This window comes from Bacillus sp. MZGC1, from assembly GCF_002998605.1.
GTDB lineage: Bacteria > Bacillota > Bacilli > Bacillales > Bacillaceae > Bacillus.
Genome location: NZ_PVRE01000001.1, coordinates 443,944 through 470,366 on the forward strand (window position 1 = coordinate 443,944; position 26,423 = coordinate 470,366).

At 43.5% G+C, this 26,423-nt stretch carries 24 protein-coding genes; 17 read left to right on the plus strand and 7 right to left on the minus strand.

Features of this window, described 5'->3' with window-relative positions; genetic code table 11:
* Nucleotides 1-469: 469 nt before the first annotated feature.
* From pgsB to C6Y06_RS02250, 5 genes are all read left to right on the plus strand, one after another.
* Entirely contained in the window at nucleotides 470-1,651 is a 1,182-nt protein-coding gene (gene pgsB / locus C6Y06_RS02235) for a poly-gamma-glutamate synthase PgsB (RefSeq protein WP_034660210.1), read from the plus strand.
* 15 nt (nucleotides 1,652-1,666) lie between these two features.
* Nucleotides 1,667-2,116 carry a poly-gamma-glutamate biosynthesis protein PgsC gene (gene pgsC / locus C6Y06_RS02240; RefSeq protein ID WP_012011488.1) on the plus strand — a complete coding sequence of 150 codons (450 nt, stop codon included), beginning with the start codon at nucleotides 1,667-1,669 and terminating at the stop codon, nucleotides 2,114-2,116.
* An 18-nt stretch (nucleotides 2,117-2,134) separates the two neighbouring features.
* Nucleotides 2,135-3,301 (plus strand): CapA family protein, encoded by a 1,167-nt coding sequence (locus C6Y06_RS02245; RefSeq protein ID WP_034660209.1) that lies wholly within the window; start codon nucleotides 2,135-2,137, stop codon nucleotides 3,299-3,301.
* Nucleotides 3,298-3,468 (plus strand): extrachromosomal elements maintenance protein EdmS, encoded by a 171-nt coding sequence (gene edmS / locus C6Y06_RS19980; protein ID WP_003213661.1) that lies wholly within the window; start codon nucleotides 3,298-3,300, stop codon nucleotides 3,466-3,468. Before C6Y06_RS02245 ends, edmS begins: the two co-directional genes overlap by 4 nt.
* Nucleotides 3,469-3,574: 106 nt before the next feature.
* Nucleotides 3,575-4,798, plus strand: a complete 1,224-nt coding sequence (locus C6Y06_RS02250; RefSeq protein ID WP_106036456.1) for a C40 family peptidase — start codon at nucleotides 3,575-3,577, stop codon at nucleotides 4,796-4,798.
* A 56-nt stretch (nucleotides 4,799-4,854) separates the two neighbouring features.
* On the opposite strand, the gene C6Y06_RS02255 is transcribed toward C6Y06_RS02250, so the two are convergent.
* Together C6Y06_RS02255 and C6Y06_RS02265 are read right to left on the minus strand one after the other, a co-directional pair.
* Nucleotides 4,855-5,736 carry a Cof-type HAD-IIB family hydrolase gene (locus C6Y06_RS02255; protein WP_189288295.1) on the minus strand — a complete coding sequence of 294 codons (882 nt, stop codon included), beginning with the start codon at nucleotides 5,734-5,736 and terminating at the stop codon, nucleotides 4,855-4,857.
* A 401-nt stretch (nucleotides 5,737-6,137) separates the two neighbouring features.
* Nucleotides 6,138-7,103, minus strand: a complete 966-nt coding sequence (locus C6Y06_RS02265) for an LCP family protein (RefSeq protein ID WP_106036459.1) — start codon at nucleotides 7,101-7,103, stop codon at nucleotides 6,138-6,140.
* Between the two features lie 272 nt (nucleotides 7,104-7,375).
* Between C6Y06_RS02265 and C6Y06_RS02270 the strand changes: the two genes are divergently transcribed.
* Nucleotides 7,376-8,740 carry a sugar porter family MFS transporter gene (locus tag C6Y06_RS02270; protein WP_095285705.1) on the plus strand — a complete coding sequence of 455 codons (1,365 nt, stop codon included), beginning with the start codon at nucleotides 7,376-7,378 and terminating at the stop codon, nucleotides 8,738-8,740.
* Between the two features lie 137 nt (nucleotides 8,741-8,877).
* A complete protein-coding gene (locus C6Y06_RS02275; protein WP_106036576.1) occupies nucleotides 8,878-10,275 on the plus strand; it encodes a bifunctional glycosyltransferase family 2 protein/class I SAM-dependent methyltransferase in 1,398 nt (465 codons plus the stop codon).
* Between the two features lie 12 nt (nucleotides 10,276-10,287).
* Here the strand turns inward: C6Y06_RS02275 and C6Y06_RS02280 are convergent, their stop codons facing one another.
* From C6Y06_RS02280 to kduI, 5 genes are all read right to left on the minus strand, one after another.
* The gene (locus C6Y06_RS02280; protein ID WP_106036460.1) at nucleotides 10,288-11,433 is read right to left on the minus strand and encodes a Ger(x)C family spore germination protein; all 1,146 of its coding nucleotides are present in this window, start codon (nucleotides 11,431-11,433) and stop codon (nucleotides 10,288-10,290) included.
* Entirely contained in the window at nucleotides 11,430-12,530 is a 1,101-nt protein-coding gene (locus tag C6Y06_RS02285) for a GerAB/ArcD/ProY family transporter (protein WP_060597437.1), read from the minus strand. Before C6Y06_RS02285 ends, C6Y06_RS02280 begins: the two co-directional genes overlap by 4 nt.
* 3 nt (nucleotides 12,531-12,533) lie before the next feature.
* Entirely contained in the window at nucleotides 12,534-14,000 is a 1,467-nt protein-coding gene (locus C6Y06_RS02290; protein ID WP_060597434.1) for a spore germination protein, read from the minus strand.
* Nucleotides 14,001-14,108: 108 nt separating this feature from the next.
* Nucleotides 14,109-14,882, minus strand: coding sequence for a 2-dehydro-3-deoxy-D-gluconate 5-dehydrogenase KduD (gene kduD, locus C6Y06_RS02295; protein ID WP_106036461.1), 774 nt, complete (start codon nucleotides 14,880-14,882; stop codon nucleotides 14,109-14,111).
* A 4-nt stretch (nucleotides 14,883-14,886) separates the two neighbouring features.
* The gene (gene kduI / locus C6Y06_RS02300) at nucleotides 14,887-15,714 is read right to left on the minus strand and encodes a 5-dehydro-4-deoxy-D-glucuronate isomerase (protein WP_060597432.1); all 828 of its coding nucleotides are present in this window, start codon (nucleotides 15,712-15,714) and stop codon (nucleotides 14,887-14,889) included.
* 262 nt (nucleotides 15,715-15,976) lie between these two features.
* Between kduI and C6Y06_RS02305 the strand changes: the two genes are divergently transcribed.
* From C6Y06_RS02305 to C6Y06_RS02350, 10 genes are all read left to right on the plus strand, one after another.
* Nucleotides 15,977-16,987: a LacI family DNA-binding transcriptional regulator gene (locus tag C6Y06_RS02305; RefSeq protein WP_095285707.1), complete on the plus strand. Its 1,011-nt coding sequence runs from the start codon at nucleotides 15,977-15,979 to the stop codon at nucleotides 16,985-16,987.
* 85 nt (nucleotides 16,988-17,072) lie between these two features.
* Nucleotides 17,073-18,089 carry a sugar kinase gene (locus tag C6Y06_RS02310; RefSeq protein WP_106036462.1) on the plus strand — a complete coding sequence of 339 codons (1,017 nt, stop codon included), beginning with the start codon at nucleotides 17,073-17,075 and terminating at the stop codon, nucleotides 18,087-18,089.
* Nucleotides 18,061-18,660 (plus strand): bifunctional 4-hydroxy-2-oxoglutarate aldolase/2-dehydro-3-deoxy-phosphogluconate aldolase, encoded by a 600-nt coding sequence (locus C6Y06_RS02315; protein ID WP_106036463.1) that lies wholly within the window; start codon nucleotides 18,061-18,063, stop codon nucleotides 18,658-18,660. Before C6Y06_RS02310 ends, C6Y06_RS02315 begins: the two co-directional genes overlap by 29 nt.
* Nucleotides 18,661-18,778: 118 nt before the next feature.
* The gene (locus C6Y06_RS02320) at nucleotides 18,779-19,234 is read left to right on the plus strand and encodes a GNAT family N-acetyltransferase (protein ID WP_034660191.1); all 456 of its coding nucleotides are present in this window, start codon (nucleotides 18,779-18,781) and stop codon (nucleotides 19,232-19,234) included.
* 91 nt (nucleotides 19,235-19,325) lie between these two features.
* Nucleotides 19,326-20,303, plus strand: a complete 978-nt coding sequence (locus C6Y06_RS02325; protein ID WP_106036577.1) for a sugar-binding protein — start codon at nucleotides 19,326-19,328, stop codon at nucleotides 20,301-20,303.
* Complete coding sequence (locus C6Y06_RS02330) at nucleotides 20,300-21,742, plus strand: sensor histidine kinase (RefSeq protein ID WP_106036464.1); 1,443 nt, start codon at nucleotides 20,300-20,302, stop codon at nucleotides 21,740-21,742. Before C6Y06_RS02325 ends, C6Y06_RS02330 begins: the two co-directional genes overlap by 4 nt.
* Complete coding sequence (locus tag C6Y06_RS02335) at nucleotides 21,736-23,154, plus strand: response regulator (RefSeq protein WP_106036465.1); 1,419 nt, start codon at nucleotides 21,736-21,738, stop codon at nucleotides 23,152-23,154. The genes C6Y06_RS02330 and C6Y06_RS02335 overlap by 7 nt, the downstream gene beginning before the upstream one ends.
* 101 nt (nucleotides 23,155-23,255) lie before the next feature.
* Nucleotides 23,256-24,521 carry an ABC transporter substrate-binding protein gene (locus tag C6Y06_RS02340; RefSeq protein WP_060597425.1) on the plus strand — a complete coding sequence of 422 codons (1,266 nt, stop codon included), beginning with the start codon at nucleotides 23,256-23,258 and terminating at the stop codon, nucleotides 24,519-24,521.
* Nucleotides 24,522-24,573: 52 nt separating this feature from the next.
* Nucleotides 24,574-25,545 (plus strand): carbohydrate ABC transporter permease, encoded by a 972-nt coding sequence (locus C6Y06_RS02345; RefSeq protein WP_181185425.1) that lies wholly within the window; start codon nucleotides 24,574-24,576, stop codon nucleotides 25,543-25,545.
* Complete coding sequence (locus C6Y06_RS02350; RefSeq protein ID WP_050944374.1) at nucleotides 25,542-26,363, plus strand: carbohydrate ABC transporter permease; 822 nt, start codon at nucleotides 25,542-25,544, stop codon at nucleotides 26,361-26,363. Before C6Y06_RS02345 ends, C6Y06_RS02350 begins: the two co-directional genes overlap by 4 nt.
* The last annotated feature ends 60 nt before the right edge of the window (nucleotides 26,364-26,423 follow it).

Genomic DNA, 26,423 nt, shown 5'->3' on the forward strand with positions numbered 1-26,423 from the left:
TTTTTTAGAGGTGACCTTTGTCATAGGTCAACGCGTAGCATTCTGACCGATGAGGATGACTTTCTAACCTGTTCCTTCAAAAATCGAAAACATTCCAAAACACGCACTATTCATTTAAAGCGCTGATATGACTGATGTTATAGAGTTTAAAGGGCTTTAAAACATTGATTCAAAATACATCTTAATAATTGTCAAAAAATTTAGGGAGAAAAGGACAAAAGATTTTCCGATGCTTGATGGTAACGCTTTCTCTTGATTGAAGCTGAAATTCATACCAATTTTTGTCCGCCTTTTGGCCTTTTCATTTAAAGAAGAGCTAGGCAAATCCGCCTTCTGATTAGAGGAATTTGGCATACGAGGAAGTGAAAGATTATGTTACATAATACCGATTGTGATTTTATGCTGAACATATATACTGTTGATTGAATTTACATATCACACTCATAAAAAAAGGAGATGTAGATAAGCGATGTGGTTAATCGTTATAGCCTGTGTCATCATGTTAGGGATTGGCTTTATTGAAAAGAAGCGTCACCAGAAAAATATCGATGCCTTGCCGGTGCGCGTCAATATTAATGGTATTCGCGGAAAGTCTACCGTTACAAGATTGACAACCGGTATCTTAATGGAGGCAGGTTATAAAACTGTCGGCAAAACAACGGGAACAGATGCAAGAATGATTTATTGGGATACGCCAGAGGAGAAACCGATTAAAAGGAAACCGCAAGGACCAAATATCGGTGAGCAGAAGGAAGTTATGAGAGAAACCGTTGAAAGAGGAGCAAATGCCATCGTCAGTGAATGTATGGCAGTAAATCCAGATTACCAAATTATCTTTCAGGAAGAGCTGCTTCAAGCGAATATTGGCGTGATCGTAAACGTTCTTGAAGATCATATGGACGTAATGGGGCCGACACTTGATGAAATAGCAGAAGCCTTTACAGCGACAATTCCTTACAATGGACACTTGGTTATTACGGATAGTGAATATACGGAATTCTTTAAAGAGATTGCGAAAAAACGCAACACAGAAGTCATTGTTGCAGATAATTCCAAGATTTCTGATGAGTATTTACGGAAATTTGAGTACATGGTCTTCCCAGATAATGCCTCACTTGCACTTGGTGTTGCACAGGCATTAGGAATTGATGAAGATACGGCATTCAGAGGAATGTTAAATGCGCCACCTGATCCAGGAGCGATGAGAATTCTTCCATTAATGGACGCGAAAACACCTGGACACTTTGTAAATGGTTTTGCGGCAAATGACGCATCATCTACATTGAACATTTGGAAGCGTGTGAAAGAGATTGGATATCCAACAGATGAACCGATTATTATCATGAACTGCCGTGCGGATCGTGTAGATAGAACGATCCAGTTTGCGGAGGATGTACTTCCTTATATTGAAGCAAGTGATCTTGTCTTGATTGGTGAAACAACAGATCCAATTGTGAAGGCATATGAGGATGGGAAAATTCCGGCTGACCACTTACACAACCTTGAATATCAATCTACAGAAGAAATTATGAATATGCTTGAGAAAAAGCTTCATAATCGAGTGGTTTATGGAGTCGGCAATATTCATGGTGCCGCTGAACCGTTAATCGAAAAAATTCAAGAATACAAAATTAAGCAGCTTGTCAGCTAGGAGGAAATATAGAAAATGTTCGGATCAGATCTTTATATCTCGTTAATTTTAGGTGTTCTACTTAGTTTAATCTTTGCAGAAAAAACAGGAATCGTACCAGCTGGACTTGTTGTCCCAGGTTATCTGGCGCTTGTATTTAACCAGCCAGTCTTTATTTTAGTCGTCTTATCTGTCAGCTTGCTTACGTATGTCATCGTTCGCTTTGGTCTATCGAAATTTATGATTTTATACGGACGCAGAAAGTTTGCTGCGATGCTAATTACAGGGATCGCCTTAAAGCTTGTATTTGATTTCTTCTATCCAGTGGTTCCATTTGAAATAGCAGAATTCCGCGGAATCGGTATTATCGTTCCTGGATTGATTGCAAATACGATTCAAAAGCAGGGTCTTACGATTACCCTTGGAAGCACGTTACTTCTAAGTGGTGCAACATTTGCCATCATGTATGTTTACTATCTATTTTAAGATAAGGTGTGTCCAATGATGAATAAAAAATTGAGCTTTCAGGAAAAGCTGCTGAAAATCACAAAGAACCAAAAGAAAAAGACGAATAAACACGTACTGATTGCTTTACCGATTGTCATTGCTTGTACATTTCTATTTACGTTTATCGGGAAAGCACAAGTGCCAACTGTACAAAAGAATCCAGAAAACATCCTGACCGCTTCGTTTGTCGGTGACATTATGTTTGGAAGAAACGTAGAGAAAGTAACAGACCGTTATGGAAAACAGCATCTCTTTCGTTACGCCAAGCCATATTTTGATGTGTCAGATTATGTGACTGGTAACTTTGAGCATCCAGTCGCATCAGATAAAGAACAAGCGGCACAAAAGAATATTCATTTGAAAACAGACGAAGATTCTGTCAAAGCATTGAAGGATTTGAATTTCTCTGTATTAAACTTTGCGAATAACCATGCGGCAGACTATGGTGAAAAAGGGCTGAACAACACGATTGATGCCTTTGAACATGCTGGCATGGATTATACAGGCGCAGGCCGTAACCTTCAGGATGCGAAGCAGAACATTTCGTACAAAGAAGTAAATGGTGTCAAAATCGCTACACTTGGTTTTACTGATGTGTATGGGAAAGATTTTAAAGCAACGAATCGCCAGGCGGGTATCTTGCCAGCCGATCCATCTATCTTTATTCCGATGATCTCGCAGGCTGCTGAAAAGGCAGATATCGTCGTTGTTCATGCTCACTGGGGACAGGAGTACAACAATGAGGTAAACGATAGACAAAGAGAATTGGCAAGAGCGATGTCAAAAGCTGGTGCTGATATCATTATTGGTGCTCATCCGCACGTTCTTGAGCCAATGGAAGTCTATAACGGCACGGCGATCTTCTATAGCTTAGGGAACTTTATTTTTGACCAAGGCTGGTCAAGAACACGTGATTCTGCACTTGTTCAGTATCATCTGAATGAAGATGGAAAAGCGACATTTGAAGTTGTCCCAATGTATATCAAGGAAGCAACACCTGCTCCGGTTAAAGCAGGATCTTTTGAATCAAAATCCATTATCCGTATGCTGACAAATGGTACGAATGCGGATTGGAAAGAAAAAGACGGACACATTTTCTTTGAAGTAGATCACGCTGATAAAGTTAAACACTTAAAAGAAAACGGAGGGAAAGAGAAGAAATGAAATTCCTAAAAGCAAGCTGGCCGTTTGTTGCGTTAATTTTAGTCTTTGTCTTTATGTCTGCTTTTAAATTTAGTGACAGCCTCACAGATCATGAAAAACAAAAGATCTCGGTTGAAATGCAGAAAATCGAACAGCAAAAGCAATCAAAAACGGAAGCAAGTAAATAATTTTAAAGAGCATAGAGGGCGCGCATTGCGTGCTCTTTTTTGTCGAAAAAAGGTGTAAAATGAAAGGTGTCATGCCGAAACTATAGAAGAAAGGAGGGGAAAGATCATGAAATGGAAAGGAATGTTGATTGGTGGGTGTGTGCTCGTAGGGCTGATGTTCATGTCTCAATCAGAAGTATCTGCTCAAACAGCGTCTCCTTTGGAGCAAGCGGAAAAGCTGATTGGAACACCTTATCATAAAGGAGGAACCGATCCAAAAACGGGCTTTGACGCATCTGGGTTTATTCAATATGCGTACAAGACATCAGGAGCATTTGATTTGCCGCGGAAGGTGATCGACCAGTATCAGATTGGGGAAAAGGTATCGTGGGACAAAGCCCGGCCCGGTGACCTTGTATATTTCCGCAGCCTTGAAGAAACAAAGGATATCCCGACGCATGTGGCGCTGTACGCTGGTAACGATCAGGTCATCCACATCACGCTCAGTCAGGGTGTGGTGAGAACAGATGTCAGCAAAAGCAAATACTGGACGGACCGATTTTATGCAGTCAAACGACTGCCCGGCACACCAGAAATCTCTGATGACCGTCTTGTGAAAGATGCGATGAAATATGTAGGTATTCCTTATGTATTTGGTGCAGCAGACCCTAAGGTTGGCTTTGATTGTTCAGGCTTTTTACAATATGTATTTGAAAAATCACTAGGGATTTATTTACCTCGAAGTGCTGAACAGCAGTGGATGGTTGGAGAAAAAGTGGCATTAGATGATATACGTCCTGGGGATTTTGTCTTTTTTAGCAACACATATAAGCCAGGCATTTCTCATGTAGGGATGTATATTGGGGGCGATCGTTTTATTCATGCGAGCCGTTCGGAAAGTGTCACGATTTCTTATTTGTCTGAATCGTATTGGCGCGAGAAATGGACAGGTGCGAAACGATTAACGGACCTGAAATTATCAAAAGAAGATCCGGTTGTCTCAAAAGCCGCTACGTATATTGGTGAAGTTCCTTATGTCAAAGGCGGGACGAATCCAGAAGAGGGATTTGACACAGCAGGGTTCACACAGTACGTGTATCGAGAAGTGCTTGGTATTGATCTGCCTCGCTATGCGTCAGGTCAAGTCAAGACAGGTACGCCTGTGAAACGTTCGGAGCTGAAGCCGGGAGATCTCGTTTTCTTTAGTGGAACGTCATTGATGCCGGCGATTTATGCAGGGTCAAATCAAGTCATTCATGTGACCGTCTCAAATGGTGTCGTGCTTACGAATATGAAAACAAGTACGTACTGGAAGAATAAGTATGAGACGGCTGTTAGAATCAAAAAATAAAGAAAAAGCCCGATCCACGCTCGTATCGGACTTCTAGACTTCTCTCTAGGCGCTGATCAGACTAGCGTCTTTTTTTCGTGGAATTGATTTTGTAAAAGCAGATCAATAAAGTAAGCAACACCGTCTTCATGATTGCCTTTTGTGATGAAGGTGCTCTTTTCTTTAATAACATCTACGGCATTCCCCATTGCAATGCGGTGGCCTGCTTCCTCAAACATGGATAGATCGTTGGGGCTGTCGCCAATCGCATAAATATGTGAGCGGTCTACGCCATAATGAGCTGCGAGCTTTTTGAGAGCATGTCCTTTCCCAGAATCTTTTGGCAGTACCTCAATGATATGTTTTCCAGAAGAGGTCAATGAAAGCTCAGGCATTTCCGCGAGAAGATCTCGTGCTTCCTGTAGCTTGTTCATATCAAATGAGAAGCAGAGTAATTTATAGGTCGCTTCATTCGACTCAAAAATCTGGCGAATATCATCTACTGGTTTGATGCCAAATTGTTTGAATTGAGTCATCGCTCCTTCCCATAAATCAGCTACATCCTCATTTGGGTTCGCACTTTTGATGACATCAAATTCTGCTTTCAGCTTCTCTTTTCCATCAAAAGGAGAGAGGAGCGCATCGTCCGTATAGACCTCAAAGTAAATGTTTCGTTCTACTAATGCCTTAGCCGCTCGTTTTCCTGCTTCTTGGTCAAGTGTGATACGGCTGAAAAGTTCGTATCCTTCGGTATGAACGGTTCCGCCGTTTGCTGCAATAATGGGGATGTCCAAATTGCCAAGCAGTTCCTTTACATCAAAAGTCGCCCGCCCTGTACAGATGGTGACAATATATCCCGCTTCCTTCGCACGAATCAATGCCTCCCGGTTTTGAGCAGATATTTCACTTTTTGTATTTAAAAGTGTACCGTCTAAATCAATCGCAATCATTTTTTTCATCGCTGTCAAATCCTCCTTCATGCATGCAATAGCCTCTTCAAAGTATGTACGATTTCCTTCATTCTCATGAGCAATAGGATGGTTGTTCCTCTCTATCAAGGCTAAACAAAAAAGATCGAATGATCAAGGGAATAAGCCAAAGGGTTAAAATCTACATCAACGTCAACAAGTAGAAAAGCGCCCCCTTAGGGACGCTTTCAGCGTGTAGACAAACCCTTGCATTCTTTGTCAGTCCTGCGCGCTGGTGCTCACGAATATCAAATTCGCTCCGCGCCAGTGCTCGTCCTTCCTAGAATTCAAAGGTTTTCAATCACGCTGAAAAGAAGACAAAGAGCTAAAATAAAAACCATTTTAGCCCTTTGTCAACAAACAGAAAGCGCCCCCTTAGGGACGCTTTCTGTTTATGATAATTCAAGCTGCTTCTTCAATTCAGTCTTCACTTCGTTTAGCTGGTTTTGATCCAATTGGTAATAATAAACCCCGTTTGGCTGGTAATCAGAGCCTTTAAGCTGAATGGTATCGACCGATTTCAATGACGTCAGAAGCGGGAACAGCCCGACTAGCTCTTTCATTGAAAGATTGGTTGAGACATTCTCACCAAGTGTATCAATGATATTGTCATATGACGGAATAGACGTTAACGATTTTGATTTATCAAAAATGGCTTTTAATACTTCCATTTGACGCTGTCCGCGCATTAAATCACTATCTGCCTTTCTTGTTCTCACATATGCGAGAGCTTGATCACCGTCTAGTGTATGAGTTCCTGTTTGAAGCTGTACCTTGCCCTTTGTATCTTTTAGAACCTGTTTGACCACATATTCATCCTTGACGTTAATAGAGACTCCGTTTAGTTCATTGACGATCTCTTTAAATGCTGTGAAATTACTTTGGATCACAAAATCAACCGGAATATCTAGTAAATCTTCGACTGTACTTAAGGTTAAATCTGCACCACCAAATGCGTGTGCATGTGTAATTTTGTCATAGCCATGCCCTGGAATATTCACATATGAGTCCCTTGGAATGCTTAATAATTTTACGGTTTTATTTGTACGATTGACGGTTGCTAAGACCATTGCATCGCTTCGTGCTTGTTTCACTGTTTCGCCCGGTCTGCTGTCAATGCCAAGCAGCAAGACAGAAAAGCTGTCTTTCCCAGGATCGAATGCTTCAATCCTTTTGACAGATTGAGCGCCGCGATCTAAAGATACTTGCGCTTTTTTGGCAGCGCTTGTCACTTTATAGTAGGCATAGCCTGTGACAGAAGCGGTTGTCAGTAAAAGAATACCGACTATAAATAGAGTGACTTTCACCCATGGCTTTAAACGCTTTTTTCCTTTGCGTTTAGTTCTTGATTGATCCATATATTTTAAACCCTCGCTATGATTTTTATAGTAAAGATGTCCTTCTTCTTGCTTACAAACTAAAACAAATATACCTTAAAACGGGATATAGTGCGACATTTTTTTCACTAACGCTTAATTGACGTTTCCTTATCGTAAAAAGTTTCAATGATACTTCAAATGAAATATATTTGTCATAAAACATTGAAATGTTTGAAATGACAGGAAGTGAGGAAAATGATTTTCCATAGAGAAACATCCAGTACATACAGAACAAAAGAGGGGTTATGAACATGAAAAATCGGAATGGATGGCTTTATTTCTTCGGCGCACTTGGCGGCGCCTTATATGGCTATGATACAGGTGTCATTTCTGGCGCCATCTTATTTATGAAAGAGGATTTAGGGTTAAACGCGTTTACAGAGGGACTTGTTGTCAGCTCGATTTTAATCGGGGCGATGCTCGGTTCCTCTCTTTCTGGGAAGCTGACAGACCAATTCGGGCGGAAAAAAGCCATCATCGCCGCAGCGATTTTGTTTATTATCGGTGGATTTGGTACAGCCCTTGCTCCGAATACGGAAGTGATGGTCTTATTCCGAATTGTACTAGGACTTGCTGTCGGGTGCTCAACAACGATTGTTCCATTATATTTATCCGAACTTGCTCCAAAGGAATCGCGAGGAGCACTGTCCTCATTAAACCAACTCATGATCACATTTGGTATTCTACTCGCCTATATTGTGAATTACGCTTTAGCGGATGCAGAAGCATGGCGCCTGATGCTTGGAATTGCGGTCGTACCTTCTGTGCTTTTATTATGTGGGATTTTATTTATGCCGGAAAGTCCCCGCTGGCTGTTTGTCCATGGACAGGCAGACCGTGCAAAAGAGATATTATCTAAACTCAGAAAGAGTAAGCAAGAAGTTGAAGAAGAAATTTCTGATATTCAACAGGCAGAAAGTGAAGAAAAAGGCGGTTTTAAGGAATTATTTGAGCCATGGGTACGTCCAGCATTAATCGCTGGTGTCGGTCTTGCCTTTCTGCAGCAGTTTATCGGTACCAATACGATTATTTACTATGCACCAAAAACATTCACAAGCGTTGGCTTTGGTAATTCAGCGGCTATTTTAGGAACCGTCGGAATTGGGGCAGTGAATGTCGTCATGACGTTTGTGGCGATTAAAATCATTGACCGTGTAGGGCGTAAAGCGCTGCTCTTATTTGGGAATGCTGGCATGGTCCTAAGTTTAATTGTCCTGTCAGTGGTCAATCGATTTTTCGAGGGGTCAACAGCTGCAGGATGGACAACCATTATTTGTTTAGGACTCTTCATCGTCATCTTTGCTGTCAGCTGGGGTCCAGTCGTTTGGGTGATGCTTCCGGAGCTGTTCCCGGTACATGTAAGAGGAATCGGTACAGGCGTCTCTACTTTCCTCCTTCATACAGGGAATTTAATCATCTCGCTTACATTCCCAGCTCTATTAAGCGCGATGGGTATCAGTAATCTTTTCCTCATTTACGCGGTCATCGGCGTAGGCGCCTTCTTGTTTGTGAAATATATGGTGACTGAAACGAAAGGGAAAAGTCTTGAAGAAATTGAAGAAGATTTAAAAAAGAGGAACCGTGCCGTCACAGGTGAGGAAGGAAAAACGGTGTGAACAACGACCAGCTGCCCGCATGCAGCTGGTTTCTCTTTGTTAAACAAACGTTTAATCAAGAAAGGACAATCTCTCATCTTCTGAACGTGCTGCATATGACATACATATGGAACAGGCGAGCGAAAGGTGGAAATGAGATGAAAGGGAAAACGAGCATTGTCATGCTGACGTACAATGAACTGCATTTAACGAAAAAATGTATCGACAGCATCAAGCAGCATACCCGAAGTGACCAATATGAACTCATCATCGTTGATAATGCGTCAACCGACGGGACGAAGGAATATGTGAGAGAGCTGAACGATGTGATTTTCATAGAAAATGCAGAAAATCGAGGCTTTGCAAAGGGCTGTAATCAAGGAGCGAAAAAAGCGACAGGGGATAGCATTCTCTTTTTAAATAACGACACGATCGTAACGGAAAACTGGCTTTCTCCATTAAAAGAGGCGTTATTTGCATCAGAACGTATTGGGATGGTAGGACCTGTCTCCAATTATGTGAGCGGTCCTCAAATGGTCGAGCCATCGTATACAAATGTGAAGGAGCTCCCAGCCTTTGCGAAAAATTATACGGCTGCGAGAAAAGGTCAGAGAACATATGTACATCGGCTTGTGGGGTTTTGTCTGCTGGTGAAAAGAGAGCTCATTGAAGAGGTGGGGTTATTTGATGAGCGGTTCGTGTATGGATCATTTGAGGATGACGATCTTTGTTTGAGATCCTTGCTCAAGGGATATCAGCTGCAAATCGTCCACGATTCATTTGTGCATCATCACGGTCATGCAACCTTTCGTGCGAATCAAGAAACGAACATCTCTACACTGTTTGCTGAGAACAGGCTTCGGTTTTTAGATAAATGGGGCATTGATCTCAATCTGATGACCCCCCATCCGTACTTTGCGGCTCTGCTGCCTGAAGACGCTGCATGTGTACTTGATGTGGGATGCGGCGCAGGGGCCACAGGGCTTGAACTAATGAATCGGCAGTCTGTTGACATGTACGGGGTAGAGGCCGATCCATTAAAAGCAGCAATCGCAAAGGCATATTACGAAGAAGTCATTGAGGCAAAAGCAGATGAGTACCCATGGCTAGAGAAAGAGGCCTTTTTTGATGCCATCATTTTTTCTGATGTTTTAGAGCATGTGTCAGATCCTTGGAACATCATTGAACAAGCGCACGCATCTTTAAAACCGGGCGGCGTGATCATTTGCTGCCTGCCAAACATGATGCATGCGGAGGTGCTTCTCCCGTTAATGACAGGGGATTTTACGTATCAAGATGTAGGGATTTTAGACCGAACCCATCTGAGGTTCTTCACACCAAACACGATGCGTGCGCTTTTCCCAAACCATTTGTTTGAACGGGTGATCGAGCAGCGCATCAATGTTCAGATTGATCAGAACGTCCAATTGTTTTTTGACGAGGTGGCGAGAGTAGGAGCGTCACTTGGCTTTCAAACAAAAGCGTTGTCTGATCAAGTGACCCTATATCAGCTTTTACTTGTCGTGCGTAAAAAAGGCGGCTCTCCTTCGGGATAACCGCCTTTTGCATTACCATTTGAAGCTTTTCGTTGCACCTTCTGCCCCAAAGTTTAAAATGCTGACTTTGACATCATATTCGATATTCGCTTCTTGGAAGAGTGTGTCCCATTCGTTTCGATGCTTTTCCCAATAGTCAGGGTATTTAATACGAAACTGCCGGCTTAAAAATATGGGATCAACGCCCACCTCTTTTTGCACATGATGGACTGCTTTTTGAATTCGCTGTTTGATTTTATTCGCAAAAAGAAGCTCATATCTTTTGATGTACTGCTCATCGTATGAATTTTCTGCAGGGTACTGATCTTCAGAGAGCTTTCCTTGGGTGTTGACATTAATTTTAAAGGAAATATGTCCATCCTTCAGATAGGGTTCAATCTTGGTTTTTGATTTCTTAATTTCATACGTGATCGGAAAGTCTTTGTAGGTGGCAGGTACAACGCCGCCTGAAATTCGGTCCATCACCCAATTTAAAGATTGGACATCCTTCGCAGGGATGAAGCCGATCAGCTTTCGTGTTTTTCCATCAATGATTCCTGCTCCATCATAAATCAGTTCACCGTCTATCGCATCTACACTTTGGACAAGGAAGCTAGCGCCCATCTGGAAGTAATCAGATGCCCGGCCAATACGGGTTGGCAGCAAAATCTTTCCGTTAAAGCTTCGGTTTTTGGATGTTTCAAAGATATGTTCAACCGGAACCTTTTGCTGTGATTTCAATTTTTGGTTGATCACTTTTGACGCATCATCTCGTGACACGAGAAGGTAGCTGCTTCGCCGAACCTCATCATCTCGTATAAAGTGGTTGAGCGTTCCTTGAATATCGTGATGCTCTGCCTGATTTTTGCCGAACAAGAAAATTTTCAGATGATCACTATAGATCGGCGGGTCCTTTAAGGCGACATTACTGACAGCCTCCAGCACATTTTTCCCTTTTGAGACGACATTCACATGGCCAGGAGAATCAGCCTCTTGTGTCCCACCCATCTTCGGAACCAGGTTTTGGTAGGTGAGCTTGACTCCTTTCTGATCTTCCTCGTCAATGCCAATGCCGCGCACAAATGATAATTTTTCAATATCCTTTAAATCCCAGCACCCTGCTGATAGAAGGAAAAGACAGCAGGACAAAAAAAATAACAACAAACGCCTTCTTCTCATGCAGAACGACCTCCCCATTTTTTACGTATCATCAGCAGAACAGCTGTAATAAAAGGAATGGCTAAAACCGCGAACAATGCGTAGCCGAGTAAAGTAGAGAAGTAAAAGACTTCATTGATATTTCTCGGAAATAAAGAGAGGGCAGAGGTAATCAAAAACAGCAGCCAAAGTAGTCTCGTTACATTGGTCGTCTTAAAGACTGTGTGGCACCCTTTAATGGCAAATTGGAAAAAGCCAAGCATACAAATGAACTGCTGGCAAGTCCAGATCGTCAGTAAAAAAATATCAAATCGTTCAATGAAGACCCCTTCAAGTTCTAGTGCTTGAATGAGTGAGACAGTGGGCCAGGTGAGGGATTTCGTTTCTCCAACGGTCATGGAACCAATCACAATAAAGAGCGTGAGAGAGTAGATAAGTGAGGTAATTCCGACCCCGATCGCAGCGGCCCATTTCGCCTTCGACCATTTGTCTTTATAAATGAGTGGTACAACAAACAAAATGACCTCAAAGCCTGTAAATTGAATAAATGTTTGAGAGAACAAATTACTGAAATCTTTAAACCCATTCGCCATCACCGGGCGTAAGTAATCAAAATCGAATATTTTCAAACTAAACAGCATGAGCCCAATATAAATGATCATCGTCATCGGATATATGTATGTCACCATTTTCACTATTGGAAAGATACCACTTTTCAAATGATAGATCGCCACAAGAAGAAAAATCATCACAATCACTGCCATGGGAGTCGATTGCAGCAGGAAAAACTGAACAACCTCTCCGAGAACACGCGCTTCAAAGCCGACAATGCCTAGTAAATAAGCGATCAGCATTAAATTAAAGAACGTGCCAAAGATTGCACCGGCTCCTTTAGTATTTGACTCAAAAATGGTGTCCGGTGCATTCTTTTCAGCAATCCATCCTAACAAAAAAGCAACGAAAGCAAAGATGACTCCCTGTATTAATACAATGATCCAGCCATCAGGGAACCCTGAATTGGCAGAACTGCGTGGAATGGTTAAAATTCCAGCGCCTATCATTGTAGAGCTGCACAGAATGGTGACTTGTAACAATGATAGCTTCTCAGCTCTGTACATCGTTTAATCTCCTTGTCTTTTGAGATTTTTTATTTTTGCTGTTTTCGGTCTCGATTTAAATAGCCCAATTGGTAAACGTACGTACGTATCCTTTAAATCTGAAAACGGTGAAGACAAAACAGGTGTGAAATAGTCAAAACCAAAGGTCTTTAATTGCATCAGGTGACAAAGCACAAATAAATAACACATGATCAAGCCATATAACCCAAACATCGCTGAACTGAAAATGGCCATAAAGCGCAAGATGCGCAGCGGGAAACTAAAGTCATACGAAGGGGCAGTGAAATCGGCCAAGGCGGTCAGCGACACAATAATCACCATTAAGGCACTGACGATATTGGCTTGGACAGCCGCCTGACCAATGATGACGCCGCCAATGAGCCCAATTGTCTGCCCGATGGCTCTAGGAAGCCGAAGTCCAGCTTCTCGCAGCAGCTCAATCGTAAAAGACATAAGAATCGCCTCGACAACAGGAGGAAACGGAACATTCTGCCGGCTGCCTGCGATGGTGATTGCCATTCGTGTTGGTAATAAACCGGGGTGATATGAGACAAGAGCGATGTAGAGCCCTGGTAAAAAAATCGTTAACAGTACGGCAAAATAACGAAGTAGGCGCAAAAGAGTCGCACTTGTCCATCTTTGATAATAATCCTCCGGTGATTGCATCAAGGCTGTAAGTGTCATAGGCATGATGAGGGCAAAAGGTGTGCCGTCGAGCAAAATGGAGACTTTGCCTTCAAGCACAGATGCAATCACCCGGTCAGGACGTTCTGTATTTTGAATCTGCGGAAAAATGGAGATGTGGCTGTCCTCAATCAGCTGTTCAATATAGCCGGTTTCAGGGATGTCATCCATTTTGATTTCGGTCATGCGTGATAGAACATCTTCTACTAATTTGGGATCAACAATATCACGAACGTACACAAGGGCAGCAGACTTTTTATTGCGAGTACCTACATTTACCTTTTGAATGACAAGGTTAGGGTCGTTTGCCCGCTCACGGATTAAAGCCGTGTTTTTTTCAAGATTTTCAATAAAACCGATCCGAGGCCCTCTTACAAGGACTTCCGATTGCGGCTCTTCTACTTCTCTAAATTGAAAAAGGTTCGTTTGGAGCGCAAGTGCTTGAGCCGCTCCATCTACAAATAAAATAGCCCTGCCGCTATATAATTGCTCGATGGCAAGGTTCATATCCTCCAGCACATCATTTTGGATGCCAAAGAACGTTTTAGACAGGGCCGGAAGCGTACTAGAATCAACCTCGTTGATATCCAATTCCTTTTGCATGGGTGAAATGATTTGCTTAGAAAGCATCTCAAATTCTGTGAGTCCTTCAACGTACATGAGACATGCAGAGATAGCAGAAGGGCCAAATGAAAATGAGTGGAACACGATATCATCACTTTTCCCGGCAAAGCTTTTGACACGCTTGATGACGGACGCTATATCTTGTTCAATACGACTTTTCATAATACCTCACCCCTCATGTCATGTTTTTTTATAGAGTGACTCGGAAGGAGGAGAATTATGCAAATAGAAAAAAAGAGAATCCCTCAAAATAGGAATTCTCTCGCCTGTTTATCTCGCAAGCCAGCCGCCATCAACAGCTAAAATATGACCGTTCATATAATCGGAGGCTGGTGAGCTAAGGAAAACAGCCGCGCCGGCTAGATCCTCAGGCTTTCCCCAGCGCCCGGCAGGGATTCGTTTGAGAATCTCTTCATTTCGATTCTCATCGTCCCGAATGGCTTGCGTGTTATTGGTCGCAATGTAACCAGGAGCGATCGCATTCACTTGTATATGCTGGCTCGCCCATTCGTTTGCAAAAGCCTTCGTCAGCCCTGCGACTGCGTGTTTACTTGCTGTATAGGCGGGGACAAAGACGCCGCCTTGAAACGAAAGAAGGGAGGCGATATTGACGATTTTCCCTTGCCTGTTTTTCAGCATCTGCTGTCCAACCCTTTGGGTGAGTAAAAAGAGACTATTGATATTCACATCCATGACCGTATGCCAATCTTCCTCTGAATAATGAGCGGCCTGCTCTCTTTTAATGGTGCCAGCATTATTGATTAAAATATCGATCGTATGCTTTTGTAACATGGCATCGACAGCCTGCTTTGCCGTTTGAGGGTCGGAAAAGTCAACCTGAACCGCATGAAATGAGCGGCCCGCCTGTTCGACTAGCGCTTTCGTTTCCTCAAGCGGTGTGTGATGGTATGTGCCGATGATATCTGCGCCTGACCGGGCAAGCGCCACAGCAATGCCCTGCCCAATGCCGGTTCCTGGACCTGTCACAAGGGCTGTTTTACCTTCAAGAGAAAAGAGGGACGCTACATAGGATATCGTCGTCATCACATTACCTCAGCTGGTCCATTGGGACAAAGTCCATATCTTTGAACGTATAGTTCTCGCCCGCCATCGCCCAAATAAATGAATAATTCGCTGTACCCGAGCCTGAATGAATGGACCAGGCAGGAGAAATGACCGCTTCCTCATTTGCGACAACGAGATGTCTTGTTTCAGATGGCTCTCCCATAAAATGAAAGACACGAGCATCTTCTTCGATATCAAGATATAAGTACACTTCCATACGCCGATCATGAATATGAGCGGGCATCGTATTCCACGTGTTATTGGTTTCCAGCTGAGTGATTCCCATCATGAGCTGACAGCTTTGGATGCCGTTTGCGTGGATGACTTGATACAGGTTTCGTACGTTTGAAGCAGACGCTTCTCCTAAGTGATTCGGTGTTAATTCAGCGATGGCTGCTTTTTGTGTAGGGTACGCTTGATGAGCCGTGGCTGATACAAGATAGAACTTGGCCTCTTCGCCTGATGAACTAGCAAACTGTACATCTTCGTGTCCAAGCCCAATATATAAGAAATCTTTGTGCTCCAGTACAAAGGCTTCACCATCGACAGTGACCGTTCCTTGACCGCCGACATTTACAATGCCGATCTCTCGTCTTTCAAGGAAATATTCCGTACGTAAAAAGTCTCCGGCATCTAATTTGAGCGGCTCTGCAGACGGCTTGACTCCGCCAATCACCACGCGATCCTCATGCGAATAGTAGAGCTTTAATTCACCACTGACGAATAGCGTAGGAATATGAAAATGACGACGAAGTTCCTCTGTTGTAAAACGTTTGACCTGCTCAGGGTGTACAGCATAACGATTTTCCATTTGAGATAAGCCTCCCTTTCCATCTGAAACAAAATATTGATGTTTTATTTGGTATCGGTTTCAAGGAAAATTCTAGAGGAAAAAGAGAACGCCGTCAACCGTTATTTTGAAATCGTTTTCTTTTTATTTATTTAGATGATTTTTTGCCCTCTTCATGCAAAAAAATCTTCTGGAATACAAGAAATTATGATATGCTCTTTTTAAGTTATTTGAAATCGGTTTCGAAACAAATGAGAAGATATCGATTGTGGGAGTTTTTTGAATGAAAGAGAAAAAGCAAACGAAAGTCACCATCAACGAAGTGGCCGCTTATGCAGGTGTTTCAAAATCAACTGTATCTAGATATATCAATGGCAGAACAAATGAAATTTCTGCTGATAAGGTAAAAAAAATCAAGAAAGCCATTGAGGAACTCCATTATCGTCCGAGTCAGCTCGCTCAAGGATTGAAAGTAAGAAAAAGCAAGGTCATTGGGTTTATTGTAGCCGACATTACGAATCCATTCTCTGTAGCGACACTTCGCGGTGTCGAAGAAATTTGTGATGAATATGGATACAGCATCATGGTGTGCAACACAGATAACCGTCCAGAAAAAGAACGAGAAATGCTCCTCAAGCTGAATGCGCATTATATTGAAGGGCTCATCATCAATACGACAGGCCAGAACAATGACATTCTGCAGGATTTTAAGAAAAACGGTGTACCGATTGTCCTTGTTGACCGGAAGTTACCTGAACTAAAAGTCGACACAGTGACAACGAATAACCGTGATATCACGATCCGGCTGCTTCAACAAATGTATGAGAAAGGCTATGAGCACATCGCCTTCTTTACTGAGCCGGTCGATGGAATCAGTCCTCGTGAAGAACGAAAAGAAGCATATGAACAGACAGCTATGAGTAAACATAAGCCGTCCATTATTGCAGAAATTGATTTGAAGAAAAAGGAGCAATTGCGAGAAGAGCTTGTCCGTTTTGTACAACTAAACCAACAGAAAAAAGCGATTTTAGCAGCCAATGGATTACTCATGCTGAAGCTGATAAGTGAACTTGTAGAGCTTGGGATAAAGATTCCAGAGGAGATAGGCATTGCAGGGTTTGATGATACAGAATGGTATAAGCTGATTGGGCCTGGAATTACAACGGTTGCCCAGCCATCTCATGAAATGGGGAAAGCCGCAATGCAAAAAATCAAGACACGGCTTGAAGGGGATGAAAGTGCGCCCCAAACCATTCAGCTTGATGGAGAAATCATCGTAAGAAAATCTTTATAAACGATAGAAGAGAAGAGTATACATACGTGCATACTCTCTCTTTTTCAGCTGATTTGAAACCGGTACCAAGAGAGGGGAGAAATGAGTGAAAGCATTGGATGCAGTCACATTTGGGGAATCAATGGCGATGTTTTACGCAAAAGAAGCCGGAGAGCTTCATCAAGTGCAGACATTTCAAAAGGCGCTTGCTGGTGCCGAAAGTAACGTGGCAGTCGGTTTGGCAAGGCTTGACTTTGATGTGGGATGGATGAGCAAAGTCGGAGCAGATTCACTTGGCACATTTATTTTAGAAGAGCTTCAAAAAGAAGGGGTCGATACAAGTGCAGTGATCCGTTCAAATGATGGGTCTCAAACAGGGATTTTACTTAAATCAAAAGTGATGGATGGAGACCCTGACGTCACGTATTATCGTAAAGGCTCTGCTGCGAGCACAATGAGTCCAAGCGACTTTCCCGCCAGCTATTTCAAACAGGCAGGACACCTCCATATGACAGGTATTCCGCCTGCATTATCCAGTGAAATGAGAGCGTTTTCTTTTTGTGCTCTTCAAAAAATGAAAGAAGCAGGCAAAACCATTTCATTTGATCCAAACCTTCGGCTGCAGCTATGGGAAGAGGAGGAAGATATGATCCATACGGTGAATCAAATGGCTTTTCAAGTGGATTGGTTTTTTCCGGGGCTTGCAGAAGGGCAAAGGCTCACAGGCTGTCACGAGCCGGAAGAGATTGCCGATGTTTATTTGCAAAAAGGCGTCAAGCTTGTGGTCATGAAGCTCGGTGCAGAAGGTGCCTTTTATAAAAGTGCAGCCAGTCAGGGGATTGTGAGCGGATTTTATGTGCCAGATGTCGTTGATACAGTCGGTGCCGGTGATGGATTTGCCGTGGGGGTCATCAGCGGCTTATTGGACGGTTTATCATATGAAAAATCTGTGACAAGAGGCAATGCTGTAGGGGCTCTTGCGGTGATGTCTCCTGGCGATAAAGACGGACTGCCTACTCGGGAAGAGCTTCAGGCTTTTATGAAAGAAGCCAAACGATATCACAGACGAGAATATATGAAGGGAGATGAAGGATATGGGCAAGTCAGCAAGTTTGAGCGTTAAAGAGCAGCTCGCGGCTTGTAAGCTGATCGCAGTGGTGAGAGCGGGGAGTGAAGCAGAAGGCATTGAGACCATTGAGCGTTTAAAGAAAAAAGGCGTTCGAGCCATTGAAGTGACGTATACCACGCCTAATGCTGAACACATCATCGCGTCCTTTCAGCGTGAGCAAGATCTGATTGTAGGAGCAGGCACAATCACAACCCTTGAGCAGGCACAATCAGCCATTGACGCAGGCTCACAATTTATTGTCAGTCCAGGATATCTCCCTGTGATCGGAGAGCATCTCTCATTTCACGACACACTCTATGTACCAGGTGTCCTCACCCCAAGTGAAATCATGCAGGCAAAAGCAGATGGCTACTGCTTGCTCAAGCTTTTTCCAAGCGGTTCCTTCGGTTTATCCTATATGAAAAACTTACAAGGTCCGTTTCCAGAGATTGAATTTATTCCAACGGGCGGTATTCATCCAGCCGATGTGCCAAAATGGCTGAAAGCTGGTGCAGTGGCAGTAGGAGTCGGAAGTCAGCTTGAAAGCAGTACAGCAGAAGAGTTACAAGCGGTACTTTCTTCATAAATAGTTGATATCAAACGAACAACTGGCGGATGGAGGCCGGTTGTTTGTTCGTTTATCTGACATAACAGCAGGTGAATGCTGACTCTTCACGTACAATGATCGTGAAGGAGTGATAGACATGTACATTCAACAAGATACACTCACGGATGGACAAATAGAGCAGCTGATTACCGCTCATATAGAAGAAATGAAAGAGCATTCCCCGCCAGAAAGCATTCATGCCCTTCCGTTAGCTGATTTGAAAAAGCAAGATGTCACAGTGTGGAGTGTGCGGGAAGGAGAGGAGCTTCTTGGCTGCGGAGCGTTAAAGGAGCTGTCAAGTGATCACGGCGAAATCAAATCAATGAGGACCGCAGCTCTCCATATGCGAAAAGGTGTAGCAAGGTATATGCTGAACCATCTTCTCCAAGAGGCGAAAAGGCGCGGTTATTCACGTGTCAGCTTAGAGACAGGTGCGATGTCTTTCTTTGAGCCAGCAAGAAAACTATATGAGAGTGTTGGTTTTTATATTTGCCCGCCTTTCGATTCATATCAAGAAGATCCAAACAGTTTATTTATGACAAAGGAATTATAGAGGTCGAGAGAGTATGCTTATAAGCAGCTCTTTTTTTATGCGCAATATTTGAAAGGGGGAGGATGTGGTGAAAAGATTAAAGTGGATCGGGATGGGCGCCTTTCTCACTTTTTGTGTCGTATCTGTTATTTTTTTAACATTATTAGGTCAAGATTTATTTAAAATTGAAAGCGCTCCCGAAAAAGCGTCATCAACCTATCAATATCACTTTGTCCTTGTACCGGAGGAACTTGATAATGAATATTGGCAGCTGGTACAAAGGGGAGCTGCTGATGCGGCAGCCGTTCATCGCGTGTATCTAGAATATTTGGGTCCGAAGCAAGCAGATATAGACGATCATCTGAAAACCATTGATATGGCGATCGCAGGGCATGTCGATGGCATTATGACGCAGGGACTTGATGCGAAAAAATACAAACCGCTTTTTCAGAAGGCGAGGGAAAAAGGCATTGATGTTGTCACCGTCGATACGGATGCAGAGGGGAGCAAGCGTCAAGTGTATGTAGGCACGGACAATTATTATTCAGGCTTTATCGCAGGACAGGCACTCATCGCAGATACAAAAGGCGAACAGTATGTAGGAATTGTCACAGGCAGGCTTGATGCCGTTCATCAAAAGCAGCGTGTCAAAGGATTTCGAGATGCCGTCGCCGCTGAAAAACGTATTCATATTGCTGGAATAGAAGAATCAGCCATTACGAAGTCAGGGGCCTCCGGTGCCGCGTATAAACTATTAAACGATCATGCGAAGCTCACCGCATTTTACGGCACGAGTGCATTAGATGGTGCAGGTATCATTCAAGCAACAGCACAATATCGATCGTCCACAGATTTTTATGTGCTCGCATTTGACACATTACCAGATACGATTCAGGCGCTCGATGATGGAAAGATTGATGCAGTGGTTGTTCAGCACCCTTATGAAATGGGCTATCAAGCAGTGGAATCGCTTGTACGTTTGCAGAAAGGTGAAAAAGAAGAACCACTCCAGTACACAGGAACGAGTGTGATTCGGCGCGAGGATCTGCCTCTGCAGCAAACAGACAGAAGGCAGGGGGTGCAGCCATGAGAAGGATTCGAAGTAAATTGTTATTGGCATTTTTAATCCTTGTGTTCCTTGGCAACGTGGCCGCTTTTTTCGTCTATTGGAGCAGCTCGAACATCACATCAGAATATAGCAGAAGCTTTCGTTCCTTTCTCCTGCTCAATGATATATCGACCGAGGCAAAAACGATGTATGAAAAGGTCAATGCGTATGCGATTGAAAAGGATCGGCAGTTTGCCAAAGAATATCTGGCCTCAAAACAGAAAATGAAATCCTATGATCAGGCATTGCGAAAGGATGCCGGGCTTCATGCGGCGATTCCTTCTATTGAAAAATACCAATATATGATGCGGACGCTCATCAATGAAAGTGATGCGACCATGACACATGTAAAAGAAGGGAAAATCAAAGAATATGCAGCAAGTGTAAAGGAGGTGAGAACCGTCTCCTCCTACATACAAGAGCAAACGATGACCCTGCTTGATGATGAATTGTCTGAGTATCAAGTACTCTATCAATCTCTGCAAAAAAGACACCAAACCTATGCACTCTTTACCTTATGTTTGTTTACGCTGTCCATTGGGGTCGCATTATGGATGGCGTATATGATTGCTGGAGGGATATCAAAGCCGATCGTCCATCTGTCTCGAAGCGTAAAGGAAGTATCAGAAGGGAATTTTGATGGAGCGGACTTGCATGTCACCTCAAAGGATGAAATTTCTGTATTAAATGAGGCCTTTCAGCGAATGCGTCAAGAGATGAAAATGATGATTGAAGAGATGAAACAAAAGGCAGCCTTAGATCAAAAAATCAAAGACATGAAGCTGAAAACGCTGCAAAACCAAATGAATCCACATTTTTTATTTAATACATTAAACATCGTCTCACGCATGGCTTACTTAGAATCAGCGGATGCCACATCGAGGTTGATCCAATCCGTTTCCACGTTGATGCGGTATTCGCTGTCAGCTCTCAGTGCATCTGTTACGTTGGAGCAAGAAGTAAAAGTGGTCAAAGAATATTTTCATATACAAGAAACAAGATTTGCCGATCGTATTACATGCAAAACGACCATAGATGAATCATGTTTATCTGTACATATCCCAAGTCTCACCTTACAGCCGCTTGTCGAAAATGCCTTTATTCATGGCGTTGAACCAAAGGAGGAAGACGGGCTTGTCGAACTCTCGATCTATCAAGAAGGCGGCTATGTGATGATTCGGATTCGGGACAATGGGATGGGGATCAATGAACAAGAGATAAGGAGATTGCTATCAGAAAAAGAAGAGGAAAGTCCAAACACCTTGAGTAAAGGGCACTCGACAGGGATCGGTCTTCGAAATGTGATGTCAAGGCTGCATTTGTTTTACGGGGTAAAAGATGCCCTACAAATTGACTCAAAGCCAAACGAAGGCACCACCATTCAATTGGCTATTCCGATGAAGGAGGGATCGGCATGCTGAACGTGCTGATTGTGGATGATGAAAAAATAGAACGACTAGCGATGCGGAAATTCATGACCGATTGGCTTCCAGAGTGTCATATATCAGGAGAAGCTGAAAATGGAAAGAAGGCGGTTGAATTCGTGCGAACTGAGCCCGTTCATCTTGTGCTCATGGATATTCAGATGCCTGGAATGGACGGATTGACAGCGATCAAGCAGATCAAAGCGAGCAGTCCTCATACAAAATTCATTATGCTGACAGCGTACGATACGTTCGATTATGCCAAGCAAGCGATGCAGGAAGGGGTGAAGCAATATCTCGTTAAACCGGCTGACAAAGATGAAACCATCGCCGCCATTCGAACGGTTGCGGCAGAGATTCAGCAGGAGGCGTCTCAGCGGCAGGCGGTGGCGGCTGGTCAGCAGTCAAAGTGGCTCGAAGCTCATGTCATAAATGGTCAGTCCTATACCTCCACGGAGTTTCAACAAATGTTTCACGAATATGAAGCAGGTCTTGTCATCGCTGTTCAGCGGACAATCGGGGATCAACTGTTGATTGATTTACAGACATCTCCCCTTTTTCATACGGTACCGATTCAGGTGAGTGGTGAGCTGTTTACATGTCTCATTTATCGCCACCAAGCGCCTGGTCAGTTAAAGGCAGATGTCCTACATGCGATTCGAACTGCCACAACAATCGATCAGCCTTCACCTGTCGTTGGCATGGGACACCCGGTCTCAAACCCGCTTTATCTTCAGAAAAGTGCAGCAGAGGCGAAGCTTTCCTATTATCAGCGAAAAAAGAGTCCCGGCGTTGTTCGTTATGGTTTTTACCAAACAGAAGAACAGTCCCATCCATTGATCCATCTGCCGGAGCTTGCAGACGATATGATGCAGGCAATGGAAGAAGGGAGAAGAGAGGATGCGCTGGCTTTATTCGATGCATTTGAACTGGAGGGAGCGACCATTTCACAACTAAAAGAGCTGCTGATTTTATTTAAATCACGGCTCCGAACAGACTGGCCAATATTAACGATCAGCACCGCAGCTGAATGCCGTGAGTGCTGTGAACACTTATTTGACGTGTACGAAGCGAGAACCCAGACCGTGAATGACATTGAGCGGGCAAAACGCTACATCAAAACGCATTTTTGTGAACAGATCACGCTTGAGCAGACTGCCGCCTATGTTGATTTAAGTCCAACCTATTTCACAAAGCGCTTTAAAGACGAGACAGGGCTGACATTTAAAGAGTATGTGACAACCTGCCGGCTGGATAAAATCAAAAAGCTTCTCAAAGACAGCTCGCTTAGTTTAAAAGAAATTACCTATCAGGCAGGATATACAGACCCCAATTACGTCAGCCGTGTGTTTAAGAAGATGGTCGGCTGTTCACCGAAGGAATATCGAAAACAGACCGTAAAAAAGTGAAGAATTTCATAAAAAAGTGAAGAAGTTTGCTGAAAAAAAGCGAGGATCTGCCATTATACTTATTTTGATAACGCTTACAAAATAGGGATGGGGGATCAATCATGAAGTTCAAATTAGGTTTTACGCTGTTAGCGCTCTGTATGCTTATCGTCACTGCCTGTAGTTCATCGACCAACTCAGATGCAAAAAAAGAGGGCGGAGCAGAGAAACTAGACATTTTCTCTTGGTGGACTGGAGCAGGTGAGGAGGACGGACTGAAAGCACTCATTCAATTGTTTGAAGAGAAAAATAAAGACATCCCAATTGAAAATGCAGCTGTCGCAGGTGGTGCTGGTACAAATGCAAAGGCTGTTTTGACTAGCCGGATGCAAGGGAATGACCCGCCAGCTACGTTCCAAGTACATGGCGGAGCGGAGCTGAATGAGAGCTGGGTCGCAGCAGGCAAAATGGAGCCGCTGGATGATCTATATGAAAAAGAAGGCTGGAAGGACAAATTTCCGGAATCACTCATCGACCTTGTCAGCAAAGATGGGAAAATCTATTCAGTACCAGTGAATATTCACCGAGGCAATGTGCTTTGGTATAACAAGAAGGTATTTGATGATGCAGGCTTAGAGCCGCCAACGACCTTTGATGAATTTTTCAAAACAGCAGATGCCTTAAAGAAAAAAGGCATTACACCGCTTGCACTTGGTGATAAAGAGCCTTGGGCAGCGACGCATTTGTTTGAGAGTGTGCTGCTCGGCGTTTTAGGCGCTGACGGATATCAAAAACTTTGGGCTGGCGACATGAAAATGGATGACGCAAAAGTGAAGGAAGCGGCAGACATCTTTGGGCGTATGCTCGAATACGTCAATAATGATCACAGCTCCCGTAACTGGCAGGATGCCTCGCAGCTCGTGGCAAAAGGGGAAGCAGCAATGAATGTCATGGGAGACTGGGCAAAGGGGTACTTTGTGAATGATCTCGATCTGAAGGTGAATCAAGACTTTGGATACGCGGCGACTCCTGGAACCGAGGGAAGCTTTATGGTGATCACCGATACATTCGGACTGCCAAAGGGCGTGAAACAGCCAGAAAACGTGAAGAAATTCTTATCTGTTTTAGGATCTGTGGAAGGGCAGGATGCATTTAATCCGCTGAAGGGATCGATTCCGGCACGTGTGGATGCAGATGTTTCTAAATATGATGAATACGGAAAATCGGCGATGAAGGCATTTAAAGAATCAAAGCTGGCGCCGTCTCTCGCACATGGTTCAGCTGCTGAAGAAGGGTTTGTGACAAAAGCGAATCAAGCCGTGAATATCTTCGTCACGCAAAAAGACAGCAGCCAGTTTGTTTCATCTTTAAAAGATGCAATGAAATAAAGACGAGGAGGCGGCTAAGCACCGCCTCTTTTTTGAAAAGGAGTGTAGCTTCATGCGCATGGACACATCGCCGATCACAAAAGCAGCAACACCTAAAGTCAAACGTGTTCGGAAAAAATGGAATGGGGATCAGCTGCTTGCGCTGCTATTTTTAACCCCGTCGGCTGTTTTATTATTCATCTTTGTTTACGGCTTTATTGGCTGGACAGGGTATGTGTCATTATCAAACTGGACCTCGCTTGTTCCGAATTTCTCTTTTGCAGGTCTTCAAAATTATATCATGCTGTTTCAAGATTTCCGCTTTCAGTCAGATCTTCGAAATACGGTCTTTTTTACTCTATTTTTTATTGGAGCCGTCATTGCCTCTGGACTCGCACTTGCGATTTTACTAGATCAGAAGATCAAGGGTGAATCTCTATTTCGGAATTTATTTTTCTTTCCGATGGCCCTTTCCTTCGTTGTGACAGGGGTCGTCTGGCAATGGATTTTAAACCCGTCAACTGGGGTGAATCTGTTTTTAAAAACGCTTGGTATCCAGCCTAAGTGGTACACGGATACGAACATTTTAGCCGGATTTGTCTGGGGGAAAATTGAGTTTGGTGTCCCTGCGGCAATGATTGCAGTCGTGATTGCAGCGGTTTGGCAGATGACTGGATTTTCTCTAGCGATGTATTTGGCGGGTTTGAGAGGAATTCCAGAGGAAGTAAGAGAGGCTGCTAGAATGGATGGCGCAACCGAATGGCAGATTTACCGGAAGATTATTTTTCCTCTATTGAAACCGATTACTGCAAGTGTCATTATCATCATGGCTCATATTTCATTAAAGATTTTCGATTTGATTTACTCGATGACAGGACCGGGTGCAAACTTTGTCACAGATGTTCCGGGCGTTTACATGTTTGAAATGACCTTTAGAGGAAACCATTATGCAGGCGGTGCCGCCATTGCGATTGTTATGCTGATCTCTGTTGCTGTCTTTATCGTGCCGTATCTCCTGTCGAGCCGGAAGGGGGCGTCATCATGACAGCTAGATGGTTTGTCCGTCCAGTCCTTTATGCTTTATTGATTTTGTGCAGTCTTTTTTTTCTGATGCCAGTTTATGTCATGCTCGTCACAAGCTTGAAGCCATTAGGTGAAGTGACCCTTGAGAAAATGTGGGCGCTGCCATCAACACTCGATTTTTCAAGCTATCAAATCGCATTTGAAAAGCTAGCGCCCAATTTAATGAATTCACTTTATCTTGTCATTCCGGCTACCTTATTGTCAGCTGTACTAGGAGCGATGAATGGCTATGTCCTATCAAAATGGCGTTTCAAAGGGTCAGAAGTGGTCTTTACGCTGATGCTGTTTGGGATGTTTATTCCATATCAAAGTATCCTCATACCACTCATTCAATTTTTGCGTGAAGTCGGATTGTATAATTCGATTCCAGGTCTGGTGCTTGTCCATGTCGTATATGGACTCCCGATCACAACGCTCATGTTCCGAAACTTCTATGTGAGCATCCCTGATGAAATGATTGAATCGGCAAAAATGGATGGCGCAGGGTTTATCGGGATTTTCAGACATATGATTCTTCCGCTTTCGATCACAGGGTTTGTTGTGGTCGCCATTTGGCAGTTCACAAATGTGTGGAATGAGTTCTTATTTGCAGTCACGATGACCACTGCGGAGCATCAGCCGGTGATGGTCGCCTTGCAAAATCTATCAGGCAGTCAAATTGTGCAATGGAACGTCCAAATGGCAGGGGCGATATTGGCCGCACTGCCGACACTTTTGGTCTATATTCTGCTCGGAAAATACTTTGTCAAAGGGCTTCTCGCAGGCTCTGTCAAAGGATGAAATATTTTTGTGTTATCGTTTTCATTTGGTGTACTGAAAGGATTGACTTCTCTTTAGATA